The organism is Halostagnicola sp. A56, assembly GCF_000691505.1.
In the GTDB taxonomy this organism is placed as follows: Archaea; Halobacteriota; Halobacteria; order Halobacteriales; family Natrialbaceae; genus Halostagnicola.
Genome location: NZ_JMIP02000015.1, coordinates 23,849 through 49,854 on the forward strand (window position 1 = coordinate 23,849; position 26,006 = coordinate 49,854).

Below are 26,006 nucleotides of genomic sequence, written 5' to 3' on the forward strand. Positions count from 1 at the left end.
TCGAAACCGACTCAGTTGGATTCGGGTGGTTCTCCCGTTTCGACTCGGTCGGAGAGCCACTCCGCGGCCGCTTCGACGGTGTCTTCATCGCTACCTGTAACTCGCAAGCGGCCCAACCGATCCTCGCTCTGGGGGTAACTCCCGACGGAGACGTCGAACCGTTCGTCGACCCCCTCGAGAAGCGTTCGAAGCGATCCTTCGGGTGCGGGCGTGAAGACGGTTTTCGAGACGACCTCGCCCGAAAACTCGGCTTCGACGGTCTCGAACATGGCCTTCATCTCGTCCGGTATCCCGGCGAAGACGTAAACGTTCTCGATCACACAACCCGGCGACCAGCCGTCGTCGATCACGATCGGTCTCGCACCCTTCGGAAGCGAGGCCGCGGCGTCGACGTCGAACTCGAGTTCGTACTCCTCGAAGAACTCGGGCCGTTCTTCGCGGAGCGCGCGGCCCTTCTCGAGGAGTTGCTCTTTGACCGCCGGGACGACGGCGAGGTCGCGCTCCAGTCCGGCCGCGACGGCCTCGAGGGTCACGTCGTCCGGCGTGCCGCCGAGACCGCCGGTGACGACGACGGCGTCGAAGCGTTCGCTCCACTCGGCGACGACATCTGCGATGAGGCTTCGATCGTCGGGAATCGTCAGGATTCGACGAACCGCTCCGCCGCGATCGGTGATCTTCTCGGCGAGCCACGATGCGTTGGTGTTGGTCGTTCGGCCCGCGAGCAGTTCGTCACCGATCGTGAGAATCGCGACCTGCATACTGCGGTGTTCTCGTCGTCGACGGTTATATCTCGCGCTGGCGCACCCAGCCGATAGAGAGGGGAAAACACTTATAGAGCGGCTCACAACCGCGTAAGCGAGTATACTCTATCGTATGGTCGCCGATCGATCACCACCGTCGGACTCGAGTGATGTCGACACCGGGCCCGGTTCGGTGAGTCGATCGACGACCCCGGCGGTTCGGTCCTGGATTTCGGCGGTCCGGTCGGTGATACGGTCACGGCTTGGAATCGATCCCCGGGCCCTCGCCGCGTTTCGAATCGCAGTTGGACTCGTTGTTCTCGGAGACCTGCTCTTGCTTCGCGTTCCTGGGCTCGTCGCGTTCTACACCGACGCGGGGGTGTTCCCCCGGTCGGCGCTCGCGGAGACCTACCCGACGTTCGCATCCGTTTCCGTCCACGCGCTGTCGGGATCGCCGTGGGCGCAGGGGTTCCTCTTCGCGATCGCCGCCGTCGCCGCGGTCTGTCTGTGTCTCGGCTATCGGACCCGCCTCGCAACCCTCGTCTCGGTCGCGTTGCTCACCTCGCTCCAGCTCAGGAACCCACACGTCCTCAACGGCGGCGATACGATTCTCACGTCGTTACTGTTTCTGGGACTGTTCCTCCCGCTGGATGCTCGATGGTCTCTCGACGCGCGGTGCCGGTCTCGAGACCTGGGAAGATGCTCGTGGACGGACACAGACGGCGCTCGAGTCGTGTCCGTTGCGACGGCGACGACGCTGCTCCACCTCGTTTTCATCTACGCGACGAACGCGGTGTTGAAGTTCCGGAGCGAACCCTGGATGGAGGGCGTCGCTGTCGAGCGAATCTTCCACCTCGAGCAGTTTCTGGCGTTTCTGGGGCCGTTTCTAGCAGAGATTCCGCTCGTTCTCACGGCGGTCAATTGGGCCTGGATCGGAACGCTCTCGGCCGCGCCGCTCCTGATCGTCCTCACCGGTCGGGGCAGAACCGTGGTCGCCGCCGCCTTCGTCTGCAGCCACCTCGGCATGGCGGCAACGATGGAGATTGGGGTGTTCCCGTTCGTCATGGTGAGCGGGCTGTTGTTGTTCTTCCCCCCGCACGTCTGGGACCGCGTCGAACGCAGTCGGACGCGAGCGTTCCTCGACGGTCTCGAGTCGCAGATCCGACACGACGGTCCGCATCGACTGACGACGCTCCTCCCGTCGATTCCCTCGGCGACCATTCCGGTCGCGCTCCGACGAGTCGGTCGTGTCGGCATCGTGGTGGTCCTCGGTACCCTTCTGCTTACGTCGGTGTTCTGGCAGACGGTCCAGGCCGGGTTCGTCGACTCACCGGCCCCGGAGCTGACCGCGGAGATTGACGATGTCGGCTGGGTGTTCTTCGCACCGAATCCGCCGGACGCGTCGAAGGGCTACATCGTCGAGGCCGAACTCGAGACCGGCGACCGGATCGATCTGGCGACGGGCGAGTCTGCCACGCTGGACCGGCCGCCGGATCCGATCGACACCTATCCCAGCACCCTCTGGAAACGATTCGGAGGGAACATCCGCTCCGCCGAGCCGAGCCAGTTAGAACCCAGCGTGGAGTACATCTGTGATCGATCGGCCTATCGGATCGAGACAGTGACGATTTACAGCCTCGAGCAACCGGTCGGCCCGGACGGCCCAACCGGTGAGCCCGTCGTCGACGAACGGATCTCGAGGACGTGTTGAGGCAGGCGCTTCGACTCGAGCCGGCAGGAGCCGAGAGCGGCGGTATGAGAACTCCCCGAAATGATTACTCTGTCGAGACAGTTATATGAGAGTCTTCCCGCTCGAGCGAACGGAACTACAGTACCTTCGGGTTCTGTTCGTCGTACCCGTCTTCGTGGGCACCGCGGGAAGGGCGCTTTCCGGTGGCTCGCTCCTGGAATCGGTCGTTGGAGGCGGTGTTATCGGTGGGTTCGCCGTCCTTCCGTTGGCGCTCATCTACTTCGTGTATTTGCTTGGAATGCCCCGCCTGGTGTCGTAACTCGCTCTTTCGGGGTTTCTGGTCACGAGTTTGTTCGCGACAGAAGTGCGTTGGCTGGGATTTGAACCACGCCGAGACGATCATCTCGCTTCGCTCGGTGCTGCGACTCGTCTGATTCAAACCCAGATAGATATTTCTCCTCACGCGATTGTTCGGAGAAATATGCGTTGGCTGGGATTTGAACTACTCCTGAGAACCTGCTCGCAAGCTCGCAGAACCTCAGTATAATTCAAATCCAGTGATATTACCAGTTGCGGCTTTATGATGGATAAGAAATACGGTCCAGCAAGAAAATGGTAGAGCAATATGACTGGTAACCAGCTGTCTCTCACTCTTTTAATCTATGACTGAGGAATCCGAGGAGATTCAGCTCACAGAGGAACAGGAGGACGCGCTCGTCCAAGGCCGGAACGTCGCGATTACTGCCGGCGCCGGGACGGGGAAGACGACGACGCTCACCGAGCGGTACGTGGCGATACTGGCCGAGAACCCGTCGCTCACGCCGGAGAACATCGTCACGATCACCTTCACGCGAAAGGCTGCTGCCGAACTGACCGAGCGCGTTCGGGAGGAAGTGTACGATCGGCTCGAAGCTGTCGACTCACCAGAGGCCTACCACCGTTGGCGAAACGTCCTCGACGATCTGGAGGACGGCTACGTCCACACTATTCACGCGTTCTGTACGCGGCTCTTGCGAGAACGGGCCGTCGAAGCTTCGGTTCCGCTCGGCTTCGACGTGCTCGACGAAGACGGCGCCGCGACACTCCAACGTGAAGTAGTGACAGAGTTCCTCGAACGCAACCAGGACGATGAGGATGTGGAGCTCCTTGCTCAGCTCTGGGGCCGTGACCAGCTGGTCGATGTACTCACTGGACTACTCGATGAGCGCCCACAGAGCGAGGCGGTCCTCGAGGAGTGGCGTGATGCGGAGGTCGACGAATACGTCGATATCTGCTGGGAGGTCGTTTGTGATCTCGACGTCGCCGACGCCCGACAGACGCTGTATGCGAACGGACTCCTTGAGCAGCTACGCACGGTCGCGAACCGCGTCGATCGCGAGGGCGCTATCGCCGACGAGGACGGTCTTCGGGCCTACCGGACCTTCACCGAGGTCGCGACGACATTCCCTGCCAACCCCGAGGAAAGCGATCCCCGCGACTGTCAGCGGGCAATCCTCGAGCTCTACGAGGCCTGTGAGAAGAAGAACGGCGGCCTGTACAGCAGTTCGGGGTATGTCGTCGGTGACCGGGACGATTGGGGTGAGTACGGTGACGTCTACGACGACCTGAAAGACGCCATCGACACGGTCATCGATGCCGTCGAACCGCACGCGGATGCGGTCGAGACGACGCCGGGGGAACTGGAAGAGAATAGCGCTCACTACGCGCTGGCTCTGATGCGGGTCTTCGACGACGTCCTCGATACCTACACCGACGAGAAGGACCGTCGGGATACACTCGACTTTCCCGACGTGATCGAGACGACGCTCGAGTTCTTGCGAGCTAACGATGCCGTCACGGAGCGGCTTCAAGACCAGTTTGCGGCCGTGATGGTCGACGAGTTCCAGGACACGGACCCGCGCCAGTGGGAGTTAGTCAAGCTCCTCACGGGCGTCGACGAGCAGACGGCGTCGAACGTCTTTCTGGTCGGCGACGAGAAACAGAGCATCTACGGATTCCGTGGGGCCGACGTGACGACGTTCGGGGCGGCGAGAGCGGAACTCCAGGCCGTCAACGAAGCCCGTGGGGTCGACGATGTACTCGACAGTGATGCCGAGAGTCCGACGGCACTCGAACTCTCTGGGAACTTCCGGACGCTGGATGAGCCGCTGTCGTTCCTGAACGAGCTCTTCGAGTACCTATTCCAAGCAGAAGGTGGCGATCACGAACCCTACGAAGCGCCACCACAGGAGTTGACCACGCAACGCGACCGTGTCGAGGACATCGATGAACTGACCGGGAGTGTCGAGTATCTCGCTGTCCCCGAAGACGCCAATACGGCAGCAGAGCTCTTCGGCAACGACCATCCGGTCGCCAAAGGTGCGCTCGATCACACCATCGAGGCCGAGGCGAAAGCGCTCGCTGCTCGACTGACCCTCCTGTTCGACGATCCGCCGCAAGTCCAAGACCCCGATACAGGTGTCCATCGTGACGCTACTCCCGACGACACGGCAATCCTCCTCCGCCGGCGAACCCATCTGGATCGGTATCAGCGGGCCCTCGAGGAGTACGATATTCCCTACACCGTCGTCGGTGGCGTCGGGTTCTACGATACACCCGAGGTTCAGGCGCTTACGAACCTGCTTCGGATACTCGGTGATCCACAGGACGATGTCTCCCTCTATGGGGTGCTTCGGTCGCCGCTGTTCGGATTCGCGGATGATCGTCTCGCACCGGCTGTCGCAGAAGCTGATTCAGTATGGGACGCGCTCGCCGAGACGGACGATCCACAGCTCGCGGACGCATTCGACCTCCTCACAACGTGGCGGACCCTCAGCGGCTGTGCGATGTCGTCCGAAGATAGAGTCCTCCCGTGGAACCGCCTGCTGTCTCAGGTGATCGACGACACGGGGTATCTGGCAAGTGTGAGTGCTGATGAACGCGGTCGACAGGCCGTCGCGAACGTCGAGAAGTTCCGCGACCAGGTCCGTACCTGGAGCGAGAACGGTGTTCACACCGCTGCCGGGTTGCTCCACCGGATCGACCGCCAAGCCGAGATTGACCCTCGTGAGGGGGAGGCAGATATTCCGGGTGACGCCGAGGGCGTCCGGATTATGACGATCCATTCTGCGAAGGGACTCGAGTTCCCGATCGTCACCGTCCCCGATCTCGGGAGTGACCTCAACTTTGGTCGCTCCGTCGACGACCATGGCTACGTTCGACTCGTGGACGGAACTGGTGATGCGCCGCCGGTGCCGGCGGTCGGCGGGCCGAATCCGGGCGATGCGTTCTCGATAGAGAAGACGGCCACCCACGAGTACGCCGACCGACAGTCGCGTCCTCAGGAGCGTGCGGAATCGAAACGGCTCCTCTACGTTGCGTGTACACGAACGCGAGATCACCTCCTTCTCTGCGGCACGCACGAGATGGACATCGACGAGTCCGGTACAGTCGAACTCGGCGACCCTTCAGCCTTCGACGACGCAGACCGGTGGCGTGACTGGCTACAGCCAGCCCTCCTCGACGGAGCCCTCGTCACCGAGGCGGTTCGAGATGGACAGGCCCGTGGCGAGATGGATGAGGCTAGCTATACCGTTCGCAAGCCGCCGCGCCCAGTAGACTGGCACACCGACGACGACGCTGTGGATTCTGCGCCGGAAATATCGATTCCTTCACCGCCGTCGCTAGCGCCGGCGAAACGGATCGCGGCTACGACGCTCGTGAATGCGGTAGCGGATACGTCTACAGACGGTCACAGTTACTCTCCACGTGAGGAGTCGGCGGGTCTGAGTCCAACGACGTTCGGGACAGTCGTCCACCGGATCAACGAACTCCGTCCACCGAGAGACGAGTGGCCTACCCTGATCCGCCGTTTGAGTCGGATGTACGGTGAGGAGCCGACGGAAACAGACCTCCGCGATGCTGTCAATCACGCTGCTGATGCGGTCGAATTTGTGGACCAGGTTGAGGCCGGTGCCCAGCTCCAAGCGGTCTACGACGAGTACTCTGTTGTCGCTCGCATAGGTGAGTCGCGGATTGTCGGTGATATCGACCGACTGCTCGTTACTTCGGATGCCTTCCACATTATCGACTACAAGACCAACGACCTCTCATCGACGACGTCGGATGAGCTAGCAGAGCACTATCGACCACAACTGCTCGCGTACGCGTTAGCTCTCCTACAGCATAGTCCCGATCGTAGTATTCGTGCTTCACTCCGATTCACCGATGCCGGCGTCGAAGAACGGTTTGAATGGGACTCGAGTGAGTGCTCTGTGATCGAATCTAACCTTCGTTCTATGGTTGAGCTGCTTCCTGAAAATTGATTCCCGATTTGAATAGAAGTCTTCGCCAGACGAGGGTGCTCTAGCTACACTCCTCCAACCGTCGCAACTCTCTACTCATTCCACGTAAGTTGGTCAACGGTTGGAAACTCAGATTTTGCTGTCTGAGGCGGGTTGTAGTATCGTGATTTGATATCGTAGTACCCGAATTCGGGAGGGAGACGAGCACACGCCGTTGCCAGATTTTTGTCCGCAGTGTGGGTAATTACACGAATTCGGGCATTTGCGTCGAACAATCGAACTGCCAACGCCACCAAAGATGCATCCCGCCAGTTGTTCGTCTCTGGATACTTGCTTTGCTGGTTGAGAAACTCATCTGCAGCAAACCGAGCTTTCTCAACCGGCCCAGCGCTATTATCAAAGCCTTTTGTACGATCACCTGGCAGCGGTGTGGCTACCCGAAGCCACCCCTCTTCGATAGCTGCATCGAGGTACGGATTCGTTGGTGAGTCGGCATTTCCACTATCCGCCAGTTCGTGGTAGACCGCTGCTGGAACCCAAATCTCTGTTCCGGCATCCTCAACGGAACTCTTGAGTGACTGTAAACGCGGACTGGGATGCTTCCCTAAATTCCGAAACATCACCGTGTCCGCTATATTCGCAGTGTACATCCTCGTCATTCAGTCTACTTGTCGGCAAATTCTCCGAGGAGATCGCCTTCGTCCTCGTCAAAATCACTCGGTGTGTACGTTGTCGGGGTCGACCCGTCACCGAGATCGAGAATCGAATAGAGCTCTTCGACGAGATCATACGCAGTTCCAGGCGAAAGGTCTGTGAGGCTCGCGATCTGCCTGATTGTGACATCCCCCTTACTGTGTGCTTTCACGAGATCGTATGCAAGTGCGAATGTGACGATGCCGTAGTCATCGAGAACCCGCTCGATCGCTGGATATTCGCTCTTCTGTGCAATCACTTCGATAAGCTCGGGCGTGATCGTGACTTCCGTCTCGCGGACTGTCAATGTTAATTTGAACTCTTCAGCAGTGTATACGGCGGCCCCGCCATCGTCGTCAACCTTGCTGATCAGGCCCGCCTGCTCCAGCTTATGGAGATAGTCGTACACCGTCTTCTTTGAGACGGTCGTTGATCCAACGAGTTCGGGGCCCGTGGCAGTCGCTGAGTGTCTAATTGATGTATAGAGGCTAGCGAGGGACGGATTCTCGAGTAATTCTGCGAACGTAGGGATTCCGGTGATCATCCCCGGAGTGTCACCCGCGTTTCGCACGTGTTCTGTGTCGTAGCTCATCTTGTATAGAGTTACGAAACTAGAAACCATAAATGTTTGCTACGGAAATGGGTGCGTAGTGTTCACAGGTTAGAGGCGAATACCCGGGACTCGGCCCAAGGTGGTTTACACACGAGGTTACTGCTTTCCCCCTGAAGATCTGTACCTCGATAGAAGCCGTGACTGACTGCGCTACCGCTCCGTGGATTGGAATTCACTCCCCAATGGAGGGTTTAGGCGTATCCAGCCCTGTTGAAATCCTCAGAGATGTACAGCTTTAGTCTTGCTGTGCTTCTAATTCTTCGACCCGTTGTTTCAATTCCTCTATCTCTTCGTCTTCGTCCATATCGCCCGGAGCGCATCGTCATCCCCTCGAAGTAGGTGGTGCGTGACAGCGTTGAGGTCGATTTCTTTTGCGACTGCCACTCCTTGGGGTCGCTGTCCGTTTCCTCGAAATCCCGACATTCGAGGAATTCGACGAACTCGGCCTTGGAGTCCGGCGCGACACCGATATTGAGGTCAGTGGAGAAGCGTGTGTTGAACGCTAAGGCAGCGTAGCCGCCAACATGGACTACTCGTGCCCCTCTTGGATAAGCTACTCGAGTAGTTCGATGAGTGCGTCACTTTGGTTTTTGAAGCTCATGGCTGCGCGCCCATTCGGTCTCTCAATACGTGACGTCGAGGTCGAGGTCCTCGCGGTCCGTCCAGTTTGTCTCCGAGCTGTCGCTCGAATGCAGTGGGGAGAGGTCGAACGACTCGAAAAACACCTCTCAGGCGTCGATGTCCTGCTCACGAACAGCGAGGAACAGCGGATAGTCGTCGGGCTCGCGCTCAACTTGGTAGCCGCCCTGGGTCCACACGTAGACGGCGCCGATCCGCATGAACGCGAACGGCCAGTCACCGAACTGTGGATGACGTAGGCCTCCTCGATGGAGAGTGGACTAACGTCGGCGCTGGCAGCGACTAGCTCGCGGGCTGCGTCGCGTACGCGCTCATTGACGACAGTGGGGCTAATTTATGCCGCCGTATCGTCTAGTACCTTGTACATCTGGCAGTTACCAATATTCCGATAATAGTTAAATCACCCACTAGAAGACTTGCTTAGCTAACCTTCTTGGTGTATATCTGGGGCTAACTGCTCACCACTATCATGTGACTTATGTTCTGAAATAAACCATAGGAACAATCTCCTACAGAAGAGAGTCCCCTCAGACAGTTATGAGATTGTCTTATCTATGTCTTTTATCTTGGAACGTGGAGAGAAATTCCAAAATCGCAGTGCGGCGGTGCGGTAACGAGATATTGTATCCTGGCCTGGAAGTCACGATGATAAATAAAACGTATCGAGGATTGGATTTGATCCAGCCGAAACATCGGTTCGAATTGGATGACTGTATCCGGATACAGTGGGTTCGAGCCGTGGTCAACTATCAGTCATTAGCATCCAGTTTCATCACGGTGAAGACATTTATACGAAATCCGTTCTTACTCGTTAATCTCTGACCATTCCGTCAACCGATCGAAACATGAACTGTGTACGATGTGGCAACGATGCTGGATACAATCGACTGGTGGCCGAGCTATACAGTGGGGCCGAAATCGGGGGGTTGTGTATGAACTGCGAGAAAGAACACTACGGGGAGTGTCTCTCCTACGTCTCTCGAAACGAGCCGCGACAGTGTGCCTTCTGCGAACGAGACGGTCACTTCGCGCTTCCGCGATGGGTCCCGTCGCTCGAACAGTCCGGCGAGAAAGTCGTCTCGTCGGTCTCGATCGAGGAAACGGATGCCGCGGTCAAACTGTGTGACGAACACGTCCAACCAGTGGTGAACGAACCGACGACCGACAAACACCTCGTCACACGATGACGATTCCACTGCGAACGCACGCCTCCTGGATGTCGAAGAACGACGATCGGATCCTCGAGTACCTCGCCCACCACGGGCCACAGCGTGCGCTCGAACTCCGTTCGGCACTGGCCGACCGAAGCGCGGCGCTCGATTTCCGTCCGATGTACCTCCAGAAGCGACTCGAGATTCTCGCCGATGCGGGACTGGTTTCGTACGACGGCCTCAAGTACGACGTCTCCTCGCGCGGGCGGGCGTACCTTGCCGGCGAGTTCGATGCGAGTACGCTCTCTCGGCGTCGCTCGAGTTGAGGGCGGGAGACGGCGTCCGAGGTGAGAACGGACGTGACGCCGGCCGGCTCCGTTTCCGACGGCCGATTTCTGTCCCGCACGCGCCGTAGTTGTGTCGTCCGATGAAACGCCGTTCGGTGGAACGTCACTCCAATCGGCGAACGATGACGAACCCGTTTCCGTAGACGGTGATCCCGAATCCCTCGTAGGCGAACCAGATGTGATTGGTCTCGCGCCGCGACCGCGGCGAACGGGGCTCGAAAATCGACTCGAGGCTATCCGAGTCGACCACGTTGTGGATCGACTCGAGCGAGTCGGGCGACCGGTCGGATAGGTCCGCGACGGTCGTGACGATCTCGACGGCGAGCGACCCGTGTTCGTCTCGATCGTACTGGAAGAACGTCATTGGTGCGCCCGGCGGCGATGCGTCTATCGGAGTGTGCTCTCTTGATGCGGTCATGTGATCAGTTCCCCTCAGTTGAACGTCTTCGACACTGACAGGGATCACAGTCTATACCGGGCGATAGTATAAATCCCTGTCAGACAATTTTCGTTAATATGTACGACGAAAATAACCTAGTGAGTATCACCGCCGCGTAATCGCGTCTCCCACCAGTGTCTTACACGACGCCGTCTAGTGATCCGAGTCGTAGTAGACGGTCTACTGGTATTTGAGACCCCATCGAGAAATCCATCCGTCGGACTCGAGTTCGATACAGACGCTGTGGGCAGGCTTCAGCGCTCTCGAACTTCGGTCGTTCCGTTCGGCCCACTCGAGACTGTCATACCTGTGTGTCTTCCTCGCGTGAGGCGTGGTTTTCTCGAGCGAGTGCCATCGACCGATACCGCCACGTCCGGTTGAAAACGAGTCGGCACCGTCGCTCAAGGGCGTGTGAATAGCGTATGAATGTGGACGGCCACGGTTGCCCGGCGTTCCGATCGGGGGAGTCCCGGTTGCCTCCTCCACCCCGCGACCCGTCGAGCGACAGGTGTCCGGCGGTCCACTGCTCGCTTCCGCGCCTGATGGGCTGTCGCCGGTTAGCCACGATGGGACGTCCCTGCGGACGGCCAGCGTGGCCCGCTGTCCCCGACGGACGAGGCTTCTCTGTTGGCTCCCGGGGCCCCGGCCGGTCTGACCGGACGCCCATGGGGATCGGCCCCCGCTAAAGACCATAGTGCGGGTAATGAGCAGGGCCTAACTGCCCGACCTAGTCCACTTTCGCCTAGTCTCCGTTGGCTTAAGGACCTTTCGTTCCCCGAATCCACCCTCCCCTCGAGTCGCTGTCACGCCGAGGTGTACCGCTCGAGGAAATCCGCAACTTCCGTCTGCGAGCCGGCGACGACGACGGCATCGCTGTCCGCGAGCGAGCGATCCCGCACGTCGGTTCTGAGGTGGCCGTCGACCTCGAGCCCGACGACTGAACAGCCGGTTCGATCTCGGATCGTCTCGAGTTCGTCGCGTCCACCCGCCTCGGTCGCGATATCCGATGTCTCGACGCGGGCTATCGACACTCGTTCCCCGAGGACCATCGTTTCGCGGTCGAACACTCTGAGCAAGATCATCCGACCGACGACGTTGGGGAGACTGAGCACGTCGTTGGCACCGGCCGTCCGGAGGCGGCTCACGCTTGCCTCCCGATCGCTCGCGACGATGATTTCCAGTCCGTCGACGAGCGACCGCGCGACCAGCGTCGCCAGTATCGCGTCGTCGTCGTTGTCGAGCGCGATCAACAGCGTCTTCGCGTCGGCGATGTCGGCCGCCGTGAGCGTTTCGACTGTCGTCGCGTCGCCGACGACGTCGACGAAACGTCCGTCCTCGCGATCGACGAGGGTCGTCTCGATACCGACCCGCTCGAGTGTCCCCATCGCGGTCCGGCCGACGATGCCAGCGCCGACGATCACGACCGGCCCGCGACCGCTTTCGTAGCGGTACCTGTCCGAGCCGACGATCGGTTCGATGGCGTCGAGATCCGCTTCGTTGCCGACGACGAGCAGCGTCGTGTTCTCGTCGGCGTGAACCGTCGGCGGGAGCGACGTGAGAAAGTCGCCGCGAACCCAGACGCCGAGAACCGTGACGCCGTGTCGCTCGAGGCGACGAGCGGCGTCGAGCGTCTCGTCGTACAGTTGTCCGCTGGGATCGATTGGGAGTTCGACCACCTCGAGTTCGCCCTCGGGATAGGCGGTCCCCCCGCTGCCAGCGGCGATGTCTTCGGACAGGTCGATCACGTTTCGAACTTTGTCCCCGAGTGACTTTCCCAGCCGGTGTTTCGGTGAGAGCACCTCGTCGGCACCGGCGTATCGAAGATACTGCGCTCGAGACGGGTCGGTGACGAGCGCGAGCACCGTCGCATCGACGTCTCGCTCGTCACACGCTAGCACGACCCGGATGTACTGGTGTTCCGTCGCATCGACCAGGATCGTATTCGCCGTCTCGATCTGTGCGGCCTCGAGCGTTTCCTCGGACGACGGGTCGCCGTAGAGTACCGCGTATCCTCGCCCGTCGAGCGCCAGCGCGCGACTCGCGGACGGTTCGATGATCACGTACGGCGTTCGACTCGAGTTGAGTTCCTCGACGAGGACCCGCGAGAGTTCGGTGTAGCCGACGATAATGACGTGGTCCTGCAGATCTCCGATTCGTTCCGGCGGGGTGGGTTCGGCTATCTCCGCGACCCACGGGACGACGAACACGGGGAAGGCGACGAAGATATACGCGATACCGGTTAGCTGTACGAGGACCACGAACGCCGTCATCTGGAGCGATTCCCAGGGCGCGTCCTGTCCGTAGCCGGTGGTCGTCATCGACTGGACCACGATCTCGAACGCGCGATACCAGCTCCGCGGGTCGTCCTCGAACGCGGCCATCCCCCACCGGTACACGACAGTGTAAAGGATCACCAGCAGCAGTAGCGACCCCACGTAGAGCTCGATCCGCCGTCGCAAACTGAGCACGCTCACCCACCCTGCGGCGGCTCGTCGTCGGTATGGCGTCGTCTCGAATCCATTCGATCCGCAGCAGTCTCCACCGCGAACGATAATCGTTCTTGGCGGTGCACTCGCGCGGAGTACTGACTGGCTCTCGCCGTCGGGATTTTTCGTCGAGACGGGCTCGCGGAGGAAAAGACCTACTAGGCGGACGCCCGAAAGACGGTACATGGGACTCGGAAGTACTGCGAAGAAGGTCCAGACGATCTCGGACATGGCCGAAAAGATGTACAAACAGGTCCAGCAGATCCAACAGCGGATCATCAACCTCGAGGAGGAAGTCGACGACACCCACGCCACCACCGAAGAGTTGGATCGACAGCTCACCGAACAGCGGGAATTGCTGCTCGCGATCGCCGAGGAGCAGGGGATCGACGGCGAGGCGGTTCTGGCCGACGTCGCGATCGACGACGCGGAGGCCGATTCCGAGACGGATACCGAGCAAGCGGCGTCCGTGTCGACCGACGGATCCGCGACCACGACCGAACAGTAACGAATCGAGCCGCTGGACTCGCCGGAACGTTCAGTTTCTGCGAAAGGTAGTCGCCGGTGTGTTCAGTTGTCAGACGGTTCAATCGGCGAGACGCCGGTGCTCGACTTTCATACACCGATCCTGGACCGCTTGCCTGCCGGAGTCTTCGACCCGAGCCGCGGCGCCGTCGTCGCTGATCCCCAGTTGCATCCAGACGACATCGACGTCTTCGCGCTCGAGTACGTCGTCGACGATCCCGTCGACCTCGTCGCTCGGCCGAAACACGCAGACGACATCGATCGACTCTTCGAGTTCGTCCAGCGAATCCGCGGCGGGGCGGTCGAAAATCTCCGCTGCGAACGGATTGACCGGGTGGACGTCGTACCCGTGCTCGAGCAGGTACGCCGGCACGTCGTGGGCGGCTTTGCCCGGCGAACTCGAGCAGCCGACCACGGCGATCGAGTCGTTCTCGAGAATCGTCCGAAGTTCCTCGTCAGTCTCGACTGGCATACCAGTTCGTAGGGACCGTGCCTGTAAACATCTGTGGGGTACTGGGCCGAAAAGCCCATTTCGGTCACATCACGCCCAGCAACTCGTCGAGGCGGCCGACGACAAACGCCAGCGCCGCGAGAAACGTCCCGTATTTGAGCACCGACTGACCAGCCGTCGGGTCGGCGAAGCTCCGCACCCCTGCATACACCATCACCAAATCGGCGGGGATCACGACGACGAGGTACGCGAGCCCGAACAACTCGAGCAGATATGGAAGCGGGCTCGCCAGCACGCCGATCACGAGCAGGGAGAGCGCGACCAGCAGCGCGCGGCGCTCGCCGATCGCGATCGGCAGCGTGTTGAGCCCCTCCGCCCGATCACCGTCGACGTCCTCGACATCTTTGATTATCTCGCGCGTCAGCGTCGCGATCGCGGCGAGCAAACAGAGGACGCTCGCCGCCTCGAGGTCGCCAACCGCCGCCCCGCCGAAGAGGAACGTGCTCCCGACGAGGTAGGCGACGAGCGCGTTGCCGACGCCGGGCAGTCCCTTGAACACCTCCGTGTACGCGATCAGAGCGAGCAAGTTGACTCCCGCGATCGCGATGGCGAGCGTCGGGAGGGTGAGCGACAGTCCAACCGCCACGAGAAAGAGCACGACACTGAACGCGAGCGCCCCGTTCGGACTCACAGCGCCGCGCGGGATCGCACGCTCGGGTTGATTGATCCGATCGATTTCCCTGTCGAAGTAGTCGTTGATCGCGTTTCCGGCACCCACGGCCAATCCCGTCGCCGCGACGGCGCTTCCCACCGCGACCGGGGCTTCCGTCAGACCGCCCGCGACGAACGCGCCGATGCACGTGAGCACGCTCGCGGCGATCACGTTTACCGGGCGCGTCAACTCGAGTATTCCCCGCGCCGTCTCCGCCGCTGTCATATGCCGGAGTGGTTAGCCCCGAGAGATAAACCATCCGATACGGACTCGCTCCACCCCGTCTATCGCCCCTATCGCCACTCCTCGAGATCACAGAGCAAATTTGGAGTGACGGTGATCCACTGTCCCTGCGTTTCGTCGTCGGTCACACGCCCCGGAATCGCGGTCCACGTCTCGTCGTCGTCGGTCACCAACTCGAGGATGTCACCCGCCGGCTCGTCTGCATCTGGGATGGAGGTTTCGTTCGTCATCACGACTCTATCCGGTCTTCGAACGCCGACCTAATGACCCGTGTGAATATTTTCATCGGCTGAGAACGACCGATGGTCTGGCTCGAACGACCGCCCCGGCAGCTTCAAATCGAGTGACTTATACGGAGCCGTCGGGAACGAACTGGTACGGGCGCTTAGCTCAGTCTGGACAGAGTGCTTGGCTTCGGACCAAACCGTCGCGGGTTCAAATCCTGCAGCGCCCATACATTTATGGCGACGTAATCGCCATACTGCGTGGCGGTCATCGGTCGAATGGGGCTTATTTTGCTTTCATTCGATGGTCGAGCGAATGAGTGACTGTCACCCACGGTCGCTCTCTAACTTTCAGATTGGGTCATCTGGAAGCGACGTGCCGAAGGCTCGCTGCCTACGTGAACGTTGGAAGAGAAGGTTCGGGATGAAGCCAACAGCCATGTTGCGTACCCTTGCTCCGATTCCGGATTGGATCGATCCGAGTTTCGCAAGACGACGTGACTCAGAGGAGATCCGGTCGGCCCTCGGTTTCCGTTCTCGTTCGTACATCGCAAATGCTTCCGTCCAGTCGTCGGTCGCAGAGAGCGAATAAGCCAAATAGAGGGCGTCCTCGATCGCCTGTGCTGCCCCTTGGCCGGCAAAAGGCATCATTGCGTGCGCAGCGTCTCCAGCGAGACAGACTTCCCCGCGAGACCAACTGTCGAGTCTTGGTACTTCCTCTAGTGGAGTAACAAAGACATCATCCCTACCGAGAGAGTTGAGCACGGTGGGAATTGGCTCAGGGAACTCAGCGAACTGCTCGCGGAGTTCGGATACCGTTTCGGCGTGCGTAGCCGGGTCTTTCCCGGATGGCATCGGTGCAGTCCCAAACCAGTAGAATCTGTTCTCGCCAAGTGGAGCACCGCCAGTGTAGGTCCCCGTTCCCCATACTTCAACGCCTCGCGCTCGGTGTTTTTCCGTGACTTCTACCGTTGTCGCAACTGCTCGGTACGCGATGAGGTCTGGTTCCCGCGGTTCGACACCGGGAGCGACGAAATTACGTACAGTCGAGTTGATCCCGTCCGCTCCGATGAGAACATCCGGCCGAATGCGGGTTCCGTCGGTGAACCTTGCGGTCGGTTTGTCGGTGGCGGTAACCGTCCGGCACTTCATTCCCAGGTTGACATCGGTATCCAATTCATCGACGAGGAGGTCTTGGAGGTCCGCGCGATGAATCGCTACGAATCCGTGGCCAAACTCATCCCGTTCCAGGTGGTCTAGATCGAATCGTTTTAACACTCGTCCATCAGGCGACCGAATGATGCTATCATCGAGGGGAGTCCCAGTGTCTCGAACGCGATCCGCGATTCCGAGTCGGTCAAGCACGAGTAATGCATTCGTTTGTAAGAGGAGACCGGCACCGACTGGACGATACTCGGATGCTGCCTCGTAAATAGTCGGCGCTATACCTCGCCGTTCGAGTGCAAGGGCCGTGACGAGTCCGCAGATACCGCCTCCGATGATAGCGACCTCAGACGATTCCCGCGTCATCACTGACACCACAGATCGGTTTCCGTCTGAGGGGGGGTATGGCTGCTACGCCCTTCAATGGAATCCTGATATGGCGTTCTATCCTTGCTGGTTGGCTCAGTACGCGTATCAGGGAAGATCCGGTTCACACTCTCTTATCGAGGCGGAATACCAAGCGTCAACTGCGGTGTATCCACGTTGCTTTAAATGGATCTCACTGATACTGCCTCGTATGCGATATCTTACAGGCCTCATTCACCCCTCCGAAAGCAGTTCGTTTCATCCGCTCGGGAAGCAACTTACAGAGGAATCCCGTATCACGCGTGAAGCGATTCACCACATCGAATTGCTCACCGACGGGCTGGTGCTGATGTTTGCCGAGGGAAGCGGTGATCGGGAAAGGTACGAAGAGATCATGCAGAACTCTCCATTCGTCGTTGACCACCTCGTTGCTGGCGAGGACCCATGGACGGCGGTAAGTCAATTCGAACCGACGGACGTGTCAAAAAGAGCATTAGAACTACAGCAGGAGTCCAACGTCGTAATCAAGATGCCAATCCGTTTCACCCCGGACGGATCGCTTCGAATAACGTATCTGGGAACCGACGAGGATTTTCAACGGCTGTTCCGGGACACCCTCGGAGAGGATGCCATTGCGTTCGAAATCATCGAGAAAGGAGATTACGAACCGGATGAATCCTCTCTTACCAGGCAACTGACGACTCGCCAGCAGGAAGTACTAGAGGCCGCGGTCGATATCGGGTACTATAGCACCCCCCGTCAGGCGACTCATGCGGACGTTGCCGCGGCAGTCGGTATTGCACCAACGACCGCAGGAGAACACCTCCGGAAAATCGAAGAGCGCGCATTTAGCACGATTGTTCACACTTCGCACCATCAGTAATTCCGTACCTAGTCATCAATACTCACCTACTGAACGACTGGTTCACTAATAGAGGCGTGACGCGAATAATGACCGCTTGCTGGAGACACCTGTAGAGAGTGATCACCACTCCAACGCGACTCGACCTCTGATTCTTGCTGTACTCGCGCCATATGTCTAGCCCGAGTTCACGATCCGAGCACCAATTCCTCAAATAGAGCCCACTTCAACCCTCCCACATTTGGCACCTCACGCTTCAGAGGACGATTCGTTCGACGGTTGAACCGGAGCCTGCAGCGCCCACTCGTACTTTACTTCGTTGGAATCCAACAGACGGCGGAGCAGTGATTATACCAGATCGGAATTCGGCGCGCAGAGTTCATCAAGTCGCTCGTCTTCGACCCGATGCATAATTTTGAGGATACACTAATCCTCGACAACGGTCTGATCCGATTCTATTGCGACGTGTCCGACGGTTCGATCGAGGCCGAGAAGTGGGACAGCGCCCAGGAGTGGACGACGGTCGGCCTTTCGAAGCCCGCAGATGTCGACCTCTACGACGTTGATATCGCGGAGATCGGCATGGTCCGGGACCGTGTGCAACTAACCTTCGATGTCGACGGTGACCTGTTTGCACTGGACGCGATCCTGCAGACGGGTGCGGAGTCGATCCTCTGGGATAACCCCGACCCCGACCGACAGGGACCGATCCCGGCTGGTCTCGAGGACTGGCTTGCCCCGATCGCAAGCGAGCGATACGTGGATCCGAACAGTTCGAAGGGATTGGTTCGCAGACAAGACGTGCGCGTTACGTCGCAGTAGCGGCTTTTACGGAGACTACAACAATGACATTCGACCCATCGGTAGCCAACGGACAGACGGTAATGGACGTACTGCAACTGCAAGCAACGCTCGCGGGCTACTCGCTCGTCGATTCGGACGGCGTCACTGTCGAGCCAGCCAGTGGCCTCGCCGTCGACGTGACGTTCAACACGGACGCCCGTCTCGGCGGCCCTGCGGAGGTGGTCGCCGACGTGACGGGGCACTCGCTCCCGAGCGCGGATCCGGACGATCCGCGAAAGGTCCTGCTGTATCTCGACGCCACTGGCGACGTGCAGTCGATTGCAGGCGATGCGGCGGCCGCATCCCCAGCGGGCGAGGAACGAACGCGGGCCGGCGTGCCAGATGTTCCGATCCCGGGTGAGCCGTTCTGCCCGATCGCAGAGATTTGGCTCTCGGCGGGCGCGTCGAGCATCACACAGAACGATATCTCGAGTCGCCGGATACCGTTCGCGCAGGGCGAAGGGAGTGGAGTGAACGCAGATCTATTGCGTGGGAGTGCTGATTATACGACGACGAGTGAGGCAGCGGCTGCTGCGCCTGTGCAGAGTGTTAATGGAAAGACCGGTGGTGTCGACCTTCCTACAAGAGCTAATATTCAAATATTCGACACAGTTGGCAGCCACACATGGACTAAACCCGATAATATCGATTTCGTCCGTGTTGATGTTATCGGGGGTGGTGCTGGTGGTGGCGGTGGTCATGTGGATACGGCTTCTTTTGCAGACGGTGGAAGTGCTGGTGGCGGCGGCGGGCGTCGAATAATGACCTTCCCGGCGGATGAAATTGACGACCAAGTAACTGTTACTGTTGGGGCTGGGGGCGCTGGGGGTGCAGGTGCCCCTGATGAAGATACAGGACCGGGTAATGGAGAAGATGGGGAGATGTCTACATTTGGACAATACATCGATGAAAAATATGACCTCGGTGGGTTTACAGATGGAGACCCGGAATATTGCTCAGGTGGTGGGAATGGTGTAAGTCAAAGATACATCGGGGGAGGCAAATTTGAATCTCCAGTAGAATCTACAAGAGAACACGGTGTATATGGGGGTGGTTCTGGAGCTAGAGAATCGGACACCGATGGAAATGGAGGAGCATCTCTTTTCGGCGGTGCTGGCGGTGGAGCCGGCGGACGGGGCGAAGGTGGGCAAGATGGAACCGGGACAGATGGTGGTGGTGGTGGAAAAACAAATGATTGGTCAGGATTTAACGATAATGGGGGTATTGGCGGTGAAGAATATGGTAATGATGGGACTGACGGGGGCAATGGCTCTAACGGAAATTTGATTTTTTGTGGAGAGGGTGGTGGCGGTGGCGGCGGCGGCGGTCGATCACGGGCAGGTGGTAACGGTGGAGATGGTGGTGTTCCCGCTGGCGGCGGCGGTGGCGGCGGTGGTGGCGCTACCAGCGACGGGGGTGGTGGTGATGGTGGCGACGGTGCCCGAGGTGAAGTAAGAATCTGGACGTGGTAGATCATGCCGGATGAATATTCTTGGAACGGGGGCAATGCATGGAATAGTGGCACTTCATGGGGAATCTCCGAACCCATCGCCCCGGAAAACCTATCCGTCAGCACCAAAAGCACGACTGAACTCACGCTCGAGTGGGATACCATCGGTGCTGTCGATCAAACAGTCATCTATCGGGCTAAAAACTCAAGCACCGACCTCGCAGACTATCAGCAGATCGAAACTGTTGACGCTCCTACAGAGGCCTATACCGACAGTGGACTCACAAACGGACAAATCTACCATTATCGAGTTACCACAGTAAATGCAGTCGGTGAAAGCTCATCTTCGAACGGTGCTAATGCAACGACGGCACTCCCAGAGCCCGAAATAAGCGGCTTCGACACCAGTATCGAGCGTGAGATCTCTGTCGAGATCGCGCTGCAGGACAACAACGACGAGGGCGACATCACGATCTATCGTGACGACAGTGCGCTCGCGACGGTTGACCGAAGCACGGCGACGTACGTCGACGACGAGGACATCCGTGACGGCCGGTCGTACGAGTACCACCTCAAGCGGTACACGACCGACGCCACGGCGACCGGGCCGGCTGACATAACGGTCGCGTATCTCCCCGACGCCGAGGCGCTCTCACTGGACGGGACGCCGCCGTCAGAGCTCAACGCCGACTGGGACGCCGTTCTCAACAACGGGCAGTACCGGCTCGAGTTCCGCGACGACGACCCCGATGGCGACCACCCGCCGTACCAGGCCGAGGCGACGGTCGCCCACGACGGGACACTCACGCACACGATCGAGGACGTCCTCGACGGCGAACAGTTCAGCGTCCGGATTCGAACGGAGACTGACTACGCAACCGGCGGCTGGCTCTCGGCCGAGGAGATCACGAAGCTCTACTCGCCCGATGTGCCCACGTTCACGGCCGTCGGCGAGACCGATCTCGGTCTCGATTGGACCAACAATTCGGTGTTCGATGGCTCGAATCAGGTCTACCGTCGGCGGATCTACGCAGACGATGTCGGCCAGTGGCGGCTCGTTGGGTCCGTTGCTGACGACGGGACGACTTTTACGGACACGAGCACCCGACCGGATACGACGTACGAGTATCGAATCACGGCCCTCACGCAGTGGATCTCCTCCGATAGTGCTGTCTCGACGCCGACCACGACTGACGGGATCGGCCTCGAGCATCGGTCGGTCCCTCCTCGCGGCTGGCACGCCGAAATCGAGCGCCCCAACGGGACGATCGTCACGCCGGCGATCCTCAGCGATGGTACGCAATTCCAACCGACACTCAACGGCCAACCGACTGCAACCATCGACATCTCGCGAGATGAAGCCTATCTCCTCGAGAGGTTCGAGGGGGCCGACATGCGCGTCTACCGGAACGGTAAACGCAAAGCGATCGATGAGTTGGAGGATATCGCGATCGAGACGGACAGGGACGAGTTGATCGGCTACGGCGGGACGGAACTCGAGCAGGATGTCTCGGTCGGCGTCGACGACCAGCACGTCTCAGCGTTTGTCCGCGACCTACTCGAAGAGCACGCCCCCGAATACGTCCTGAACATCGACGAGTTCGACTCGACGGTCGACGAGGACGTGATCGTCGGCGATGCAGCGGATGAACTCGAGTTCGAGCAGTTTTTCGAGGCGATTGCATCCGACGAGACACTGCCAGTAGAGTACGCTGATGGCGAACTGAAGCCGCTCCATACTGCCGTGATGTACAATCTGGGCGGCGACTTGACGGACGACCGCTATATCGGTGGCGAGGCGGCCGAACCGTTCTTCTCCGAGTCGATATCGTTTGATCATATAATCCCGGAGGAACACGTCGGCCTCGCCGTCCGCGAGGGGATCATGGGCGGCGATGTCGGCGATGTCACGTACAGTTTTGACGGTACTGAGACTGTCACTGCGTATGACCCCAGTGACCGGGATGATCCAGGGTGGTTCGATGTGTCGGTATTCTATGACGGCGGTGACCTCACCGACAGCGCGACCTTCTTCGGCGCTCAAGACGACTCCGGTGCGCATGACGACGATCTCGTCATCGATGCAATCTGTGTCTACGATGCGCGCTATCACGACTCCGACGAGTGGGACGAGACCCTCCACGAACCGGGTGGCTACCCGGAGAAGCCGACAGCGTACCCAAATACACCGCTCGAGTTAACCGTCGAGACGATCCCGCAATTCCAGCGGGCTGTCGCGGCCACACTATCGGTCCAGGGAAGCTTCGATGGCGGCATCCGGGGGATGAGCCTCTCGGCCGATAACGGCCAGACCTGGTATGACGCCGACGACACCGATGAGTTCACGACCGAGTTCGACGAACCAGGGCCGTACCTCAGAGCGCGGATCGAGCTCGAGGGTTGGGAACCGGACGGCCCACGCGATGACTTTCCCCGGACTGGCTATGCGCCTGAGACGATCTCGTCAATAGAGTTCGCGGCCGACCTCGACGATACGCCGCTCGTGCTCAACTATGAGGAAGAAGGCGAGCTAGGAGAGATCCTCGCCGCGCGAGCGGAGCAGGCCGAAGCCGTCTACGAAGTCTGGCAGGATGGCGAGGACACGGTGTTCGAGTGGACCTGGCCCGGACAGCGTCCGGCGACTCGTTCGGACGCGATTTCTGATTACTCTGTGACCAAGCACACGCGCCGAACGCTGCGATGCAAGGTCAAAGGAAATAACGCGACTGTCCGCGCGGAAGAGATCGCTGTCGACGAACTCGATGCCGTCTACCCGCTCGAGGAAGACGACGTCGTCCGCGGTCAGGAAACAGTTCGCGACAGCGACGGCGAACGGCTCCGGGTTGGCCTGGACTACGAACTCCACGGTGCTGCCGGCGAAGTCGAGATCCTCTCGCAGGGAAGTGTCGGGGCCGGCGAGACGATCGAGGTCGACTACAAGTATACGATCAGCGGAACGTACGAGCATCCCGACTACGATGGTGACACACGCCAGGCTCGGACGGAGAAGATCCCCGCGGCGCGGTCCGAACGGGCCTGTGAACAGGCAGCAAAAGTCATCGTCGACGAGGCATCGGTCCCCCGCTGGGAAGCTGACGTGACGATCGCCTACGAAGACGTGCAAGATATTCGGTTGAGCGATACACTCGATATAGATACTGTCCCTGGTGACGCGGAAGTCGTGCGGGAGCTTGGGGATCAGGGATCCGATAGCGGGGTCTCCCTCCGGCTCGGGAACCGAAAACCTGCCAGCGAGCGTGTGTCGCAGATCCAATCCACACTCTCAAGTGCGAGCGATCTGGTCTAACCTCTCTCTTTTCGCGGTTCTGTTCTCTCTGAAACACTACCCGGAGCGACCAGCGGCAGCGCTGGCGCACGATGCATGATCAGGCGTGCGCCCGTCCACCGCCAGATTCGCCGACGACCTCGACATCGAGCCGGACGCGCTCGTAGGGGATGTGAGGTCGTTTCGAGCGCCCGTCTGTTTCGAAGTAGACGATGTGGTGGTCGGCGAGCACCTGGACATCGGCATGGACATCGGCATAGTTGCGCTCGAGACGATCGGCGAGGGCAGCGATACTCTCAGGCGAGTCAGTCATAACCGCACGCATCACCTCAAGACGCCGGTCGGTGAGCAGATTGCGGATATCGGCAACGCTCTCGAATGACCGGACCGCTTCGTCGGGAGTCCCGTCAGTGCTGGCCTGCTCGATCGCCTGGTCGAACACGTTACCAGCTGGCCCGACGGTGATTCGAAGCGTCTCTGGGTAGTTCTCCGCGCCCTGTGCACTCAGTTCTCTGGAATCATCTTTCATAGTTGGTCACCTCGTCTCGGAAGTCGGCGAGATGGGTTTCGAGGTCTTCGAACTCAATACCAGTCACCTTCTCGTCGCCGTCGATCCATTCGTGGCGATGGTGATGGCCCGCGCCGTGGGTCGGCACCTGCGAATTATCGTATCGGAGAAACTCCCGGCCAGAGTCAGGGTCGTAGTACTGAAACCGGTAGTTCACGCCACCTGGGTAGTCAGTACTCTCGACAGCGAAGAGTCGAACTCGCGTGCCGCCCTGGAAGGTTGCTTCGGTGTCAACGAGTACGTCACCATCGGCCATCTGTACTATAGGCTACAACCCAATAGTTAATAACTGTATTGGATTATGGCCTATAGATCTATGGGAACGGGGACGCCACGTTGACGTTCGATAAACGAGCGATGCTCGTCGATCGGTTGAGTTCGACACAGAACGATCTCGCTCGAGACAGCGCGGGCGCTGTCGCCATCGACGCTGACCGACGAAGCGTTGATGCTCTAAAACGGCATCTACGTTTTCATTATTTAATGTACGAGACGGCCTCTGACGGAGATAGACGCGCACAAGCAGGCATTGGGACGCTGATCCTATTCGTAGCGATGGTACTCGTCGCTGCGCTAACCGCAGGCGTCCTGATGAGCACTGCTGGCGTCCTTCAGTCACAGGCCGAAGCGACCGGACAGGAGAGCATCGCACAGGTGTCGAACACCCTTGAGATCTACACTACGACCGGGACCGTCGATGCCGACGGCAACATCGATTCGATCGAGATGACGGTGAGTCTCGGGCCCGGATCGAATCCGATCGACCTCGAGAATATCGTCCTCGATTACCTCGGACCGAGTGACCACGCCTACGTCAGCGGCGTGCCGGTCTCGGTCCACGGCAGCGATAGACCGGTGCTCGAGGACGGTCAGGACCGCGGCACCATCACCCTCGATATCGAATCCGAGGCGGGTGTCCTCGAGCCGGGCGACGACGCGGTCGTCAAAATCGTTACCAACGACGGCGCACAGATCACGACGGAACTCTCGGTGCCGACCACGCTCGACGGCGCCGACGGAGACACGATCCGGCTGTAGGCTCGACTCGAGTTCGGTCCGTCCTTTTCTTGTTTCCTCGATCTCAGGGATTTCGAGTCTCGAGGCTGCTCCCGGCTGAACGCAGGTGTGCGCTTCCGTGGCGTGCCATCGGAGGATGGCCAGAGCGTTTTTGCATATGGGTTGTCTCTCGAGGACGTAATGGGGTTTAGCACGAGCGGTGCAGTCGCGATTATGCTCATCGGCTTTCTGCTAGCGGCCGGTGTGTTGTTCCCCACGGTATTCTCGGCTGCGAGCGGCGTCGGCGACGCGTTCTCAGGACAGGCGGATCAGACGCGGGATCTGGTAAACACCGATATCGAACTCGAGAGCGTCGAGACGACGGACGACGCCGACGGCAACCTCGAGTCGATCACCGTCGTCGCCGACAATCGCGGAACGACCGCCCTCGACGTGGTGAAGACCGACCTCCTGCTCAACGGCGAGTACGTCTCCACGACCGAGTACGAAACCGCTGTCGCCGAGGTCGACGACGGCGAGACGATAACCGACGACGACCGCATCGACTCCGACGTCTGGTATCCTGGCTCTCGACTCGAGATCCGGATCGATCAGGACACGCTCTCGGCGGACACCGCGGTTTCGGACCTCTTCGACGGCGCCGAACTCGAGCGGGTCAAACTGGTCGCCGAACACGGCGTCAGCGACGCAACGGAGGCGATCCAGTAGATGGCGAGCGTTTCCGCGACGCACATCATCCTGTTTATCGCGAGCATGGTCGTCGCGGCGGGCATCGCGGGGACGGTGGTTCTCGAGGTCGACGACCTGAGCGGCGCGATCGAAACCCAGGGGTCGGCGACCGCCTCGGAGATCGGAACCGAGATCGATATCGTCAGCGACGCCGGCCACCCCGAGGCGATCTACGACCCGACGGCCGGCGACGGGAACGTCACGGTCTACGTCAAGAACGTGGGTGACGAGCATCTCGAGGCCCATCACTCGTCGGTCGACGTGTTACTCGACGGCCGGTACGTCTCACACGAGTACACCGAACTCGAACACCAGTACAGCGAGAGCAACACCTGGCAGACGGGCGACGTGGTCGCGCTCCGAATCGATGTGGCGGCGGCCGACGACCTCGAGGCGACGGGCGATACGACCGTGACGGTCATCGCGAACGACAACGAGGACAGCATCGACTTCTACGTCGACGGCGGCTCGAACTAGGTGAAACA

The 26,006-nt window shown here is 59.7% G+C and carries 26 protein-coding genes, 1 tRNA gene, 1 other RNA gene and 1 pseudogene; 15 read left to right on the forward strand and 14 right to left on the reverse strand.

The genetic code is table 11. The features are described 5' to 3' along the window. Nucleotides 1-11: 11 nt before the first annotated feature. Nucleotides 12-758, reverse strand: coding sequence for a molybdopterin-binding protein (locus tag EL22_RS05460; protein ID WP_050050542.1), 747 nt, complete (start codon nucleotides 756-758; stop codon nucleotides 12-14). Nucleotides 759-873: 115 nt separating this feature from the next. Between EL22_RS05460 and EL22_RS05465 the strand changes: the two genes are divergently transcribed. From EL22_RS05465 to EL22_RS05475, 3 genes are all read left to right on the forward strand, one after another. Further along, entirely contained in the window at nucleotides 874-2,451 is a 1,578-nt protein-coding gene (locus EL22_RS05465) for an HTTM domain-containing protein (protein WP_082146685.1), read from the forward strand. A gap of 85 nt (nucleotides 2,452-2,536) precedes the next feature. Beyond that, on the forward strand, nucleotides 2,537-2,749 hold the full coding sequence (locus tag EL22_RS05470) for a hypothetical protein (protein ID WP_050050543.1): 213 nt from the start codon (nucleotides 2,537-2,539) through the stop codon (nucleotides 2,747-2,749). Between the two features lie 343 nt (nucleotides 2,750-3,092). After that, entirely contained in the window at nucleotides 3,093-6,734 is a 3,642-nt protein-coding gene (locus tag EL22_RS05475; RefSeq protein WP_050050544.1) for an exodeoxyribonuclease V subunit beta, read from the forward strand. 71 nt (nucleotides 6,735-6,805) lie between these two features. Here EL22_RS05475 and EL22_RS15885 read toward each other — a convergent pair whose 3' ends face one another. The 3 genes and pseudogenes from EL22_RS15885 to EL22_RS19260 form a co-directional block, all read right to left on the reverse strand. After that, nucleotides 6,806-7,363, reverse strand: coding sequence for a hypothetical protein (locus EL22_RS15885; protein ID WP_082146699.1), 558 nt, complete (start codon nucleotides 7,361-7,363; stop codon nucleotides 6,806-6,808). A 14-nt stretch (nucleotides 7,364-7,377) separates the two neighbouring features. Then, the gene (locus tag EL22_RS05480; RefSeq protein WP_231587886.1) at nucleotides 7,378-7,998 is read right to left on the reverse strand and encodes a transcriptional regulator; all 621 of its coding nucleotides are present in this window, start codon (nucleotides 7,996-7,998) and stop codon (nucleotides 7,378-7,380) included. 678 nt (nucleotides 7,999-8,676) lie between these two features. After that, a pseudogene (locus EL22_RS19260) lies at nucleotides 8,677-9,040 on the reverse strand (RNA polymerase subunit sigma-70); the annotation flags it as partial. Between the two features lie 550 nt (nucleotides 9,041-9,590). Here EL22_RS19260 and EL22_RS05490 point away from each other — a divergent pair. Together EL22_RS05490 and EL22_RS05495 are read left to right on the forward strand one after the other, a co-directional pair. Beyond that, entirely contained in the window at nucleotides 9,591-9,845 is a 255-nt protein-coding gene (locus EL22_RS05490; RefSeq protein ID WP_050050546.1) for a hypothetical protein, read from the forward strand. Continuing rightward, the gene (locus EL22_RS05495; protein WP_050050547.1) at nucleotides 9,842-10,135 is read left to right on the forward strand and encodes a hypothetical protein; all 294 of its coding nucleotides are present in this window, start codon (nucleotides 9,842-9,844) and stop codon (nucleotides 10,133-10,135) included. The genes EL22_RS05490 and EL22_RS05495 overlap by 4 nt, the downstream gene beginning before the upstream one ends. A gap of 124 nt (nucleotides 10,136-10,259) precedes the next feature. Here EL22_RS05495 and EL22_RS05500 read toward each other — a convergent pair whose 3' ends face one another. The 3 genes from EL22_RS05500 to EL22_RS05505 form a co-directional block, all read right to left on the reverse strand. Then, a complete protein-coding gene (locus EL22_RS05500; protein ID WP_050050548.1) occupies nucleotides 10,260-10,520 on the reverse strand; it encodes a HalOD1 output domain-containing protein in 261 nt (86 codons plus the stop codon). Between the two features lie 501 nt (nucleotides 10,521-11,021). Further along, an RNA gene (gene ffs, locus EL22_RS15895) (signal recognition particle sRNA) lies at nucleotides 11,022-11,333 on the reverse strand. 65 nt (nucleotides 11,334-11,398) lie between these two features. After that, complete coding sequence (locus EL22_RS05505) at nucleotides 11,399-13,069, reverse strand: TrkA family potassium uptake protein (RefSeq protein WP_231587888.1); 1,671 nt, start codon at nucleotides 13,067-13,069, stop codon at nucleotides 11,399-11,401. A gap of 196 nt (nucleotides 13,070-13,265) precedes the next feature. Here EL22_RS05505 and EL22_RS05510 point away from each other — a divergent pair, with 196 nt between their 5' ends. Beyond that, entirely contained in the window at nucleotides 13,266-13,589 is a 324-nt protein-coding gene (locus tag EL22_RS05510) for a DUF5798 family protein (RefSeq protein WP_050050549.1), read from the forward strand. A gap of 78 nt (nucleotides 13,590-13,667) precedes the next feature. Here the strand turns inward: EL22_RS05510 and EL22_RS05515 are convergent, their stop codons facing one another. From EL22_RS05515 to EL22_RS05525, 3 genes are all read right to left on the reverse strand, one after another. Next, nucleotides 13,668-14,078 carry a CoA-binding protein gene (locus EL22_RS05515; RefSeq protein WP_050050550.1) on the reverse strand — a complete coding sequence of 137 codons (411 nt, stop codon included), beginning with the start codon at nucleotides 14,076-14,078 and terminating at the stop codon, nucleotides 13,668-13,670. A 64-nt stretch (nucleotides 14,079-14,142) separates the two neighbouring features. Then, entirely contained in the window at nucleotides 14,143-14,994 is an 852-nt protein-coding gene (locus tag EL22_RS05520) for a geranylgeranylglycerol-phosphate geranylgeranyltransferase (RefSeq protein ID WP_050050551.1), read from the reverse strand. 68 nt (nucleotides 14,995-15,062) lie between these two features. Beyond that, nucleotides 15,063-15,242, reverse strand: coding sequence for a hypothetical protein (locus EL22_RS05525; protein WP_050050552.1), 180 nt, complete (start codon nucleotides 15,240-15,242; stop codon nucleotides 15,063-15,065). Between the two features lie 149 nt (nucleotides 15,243-15,391). On the opposite strand from EL22_RS05525, the gene EL22_RS05530 reads away from it, so the two are divergent. Then, nucleotides 15,392-15,466: transfer RNA gene (locus tag EL22_RS05530), tRNA-Arg, on the forward strand. 121 nt (nucleotides 15,467-15,587) lie between these two features. On the opposite strand, the gene EL22_RS05535 is transcribed toward EL22_RS05530, so the two are convergent. Continuing rightward, nucleotides 15,588-16,766, reverse strand: coding sequence for an FAD-dependent monooxygenase (locus EL22_RS05535; RefSeq protein ID WP_050050553.1), 1,179 nt, complete (start codon nucleotides 16,764-16,766; stop codon nucleotides 15,588-15,590). Nucleotides 16,767-16,977: 211 nt separating this feature from the next. On the opposite strand from EL22_RS05535, the gene EL22_RS05540 reads away from it, so the two are divergent. Beyond that, nucleotides 16,978-17,649 (forward strand): helix-turn-helix domain-containing protein, encoded by a 672-nt coding sequence (locus tag EL22_RS05540; protein WP_050050554.1) that lies wholly within the window; start codon nucleotides 16,978-16,980, stop codon nucleotides 17,647-17,649. 444 nt (nucleotides 17,650-18,093) lie between these two features. Beyond that, nucleotides 18,094-18,450, forward strand: a complete 357-nt coding sequence (locus tag EL22_RS05545; RefSeq protein ID WP_156184062.1) for a hypothetical protein — start codon at nucleotides 18,094-18,096, stop codon at nucleotides 18,448-18,450. Between the two features lie 97 nt (nucleotides 18,451-18,547). On the opposite strand, the gene EL22_RS17055 is transcribed toward EL22_RS05545, so the two are convergent. Beyond that, nucleotides 18,548-18,886: a hypothetical protein gene (locus EL22_RS17055; RefSeq protein ID WP_231587891.1), complete on the reverse strand. Its 339-nt coding sequence runs from the start codon at nucleotides 18,884-18,886 to the stop codon at nucleotides 18,548-18,550. Nucleotides 18,887-19,551: 665 nt separating this feature from the next. Between EL22_RS17055 and EL22_RS17060 the strand changes: the two genes are divergently transcribed. The 3 genes from EL22_RS17060 to EL22_RS05560 are packed head-to-tail and all read left to right on the forward strand — an operon-like array spanning nucleotide 19,552 to nucleotide 23,228. After that, complete coding sequence (locus EL22_RS17060; RefSeq protein WP_050050557.1) at nucleotides 19,552-19,758, forward strand: hypothetical protein; 207 nt, start codon at nucleotides 19,552-19,554, stop codon at nucleotides 19,756-19,758. A 24-nt stretch (nucleotides 19,759-19,782) separates the two neighbouring features. Continuing rightward, on the forward strand, nucleotides 19,783-19,926 hold the full coding sequence (locus EL22_RS17065; protein ID WP_156184064.1) for a hypothetical protein: 144 nt from the start codon (nucleotides 19,783-19,785) through the stop codon (nucleotides 19,924-19,926). A 20-nt stretch (nucleotides 19,927-19,946) separates the two neighbouring features. After that, the gene (locus tag EL22_RS05560; RefSeq protein WP_050050558.1) at nucleotides 19,947-23,228 is read left to right on the forward strand and encodes a fibronectin type III domain-containing protein; all 3,282 of its coding nucleotides are present in this window, start codon (nucleotides 19,947-19,949) and stop codon (nucleotides 23,226-23,228) included. Nucleotides 23,229-23,307: 79 nt separating this feature from the next. Here EL22_RS05560 and EL22_RS05565 read toward each other — a convergent pair whose 3' ends face one another. Together EL22_RS05565 and EL22_RS05570 are read right to left on the reverse strand one after the other, a co-directional pair. After that, nucleotides 23,308-23,736: a hypothetical protein gene (locus EL22_RS05565; RefSeq protein ID WP_050050559.1), complete on the reverse strand. Its 429-nt coding sequence runs from the start codon at nucleotides 23,734-23,736 to the stop codon at nucleotides 23,308-23,310. Then, nucleotides 23,726-24,031 (reverse strand): DUF6516 family protein, encoded by a 306-nt coding sequence (locus EL22_RS05570; protein ID WP_050050560.1) that lies wholly within the window; start codon nucleotides 24,029-24,031, stop codon nucleotides 23,726-23,728. The genes EL22_RS05565 and EL22_RS05570 overlap by 11 nt, the downstream gene beginning before the upstream one ends. 227 nt (nucleotides 24,032-24,258) lie before the next feature. On the opposite strand from EL22_RS05570, the gene EL22_RS05575 reads away from it, so the two are divergent. The 3 genes from EL22_RS05575 (at nucleotide 24,259) to EL22_RS05585 (ending at nucleotide 25,998) form a co-directional block, all read left to right on the forward strand. After that, nucleotides 24,259-24,813, forward strand: a complete 555-nt coding sequence (locus EL22_RS05575) for an archaellin/type IV pilin N-terminal domain-containing protein (RefSeq protein ID WP_082146701.1) — start codon at nucleotides 24,259-24,261, stop codon at nucleotides 24,811-24,813. 159 nt (nucleotides 24,814-24,972) lie between these two features. Then, entirely contained in the window at nucleotides 24,973-25,500 is a 528-nt protein-coding gene (locus EL22_RS05580; protein WP_050050562.1) for a hypothetical protein, read from the forward strand. Beyond that, entirely contained in the window at nucleotides 25,501-25,998 is a 498-nt protein-coding gene (locus EL22_RS05585) for a flagellin (RefSeq protein WP_050050563.1), read from the forward strand. Nucleotides 25,999-26,006 lie beyond the last annotated feature (8 nt).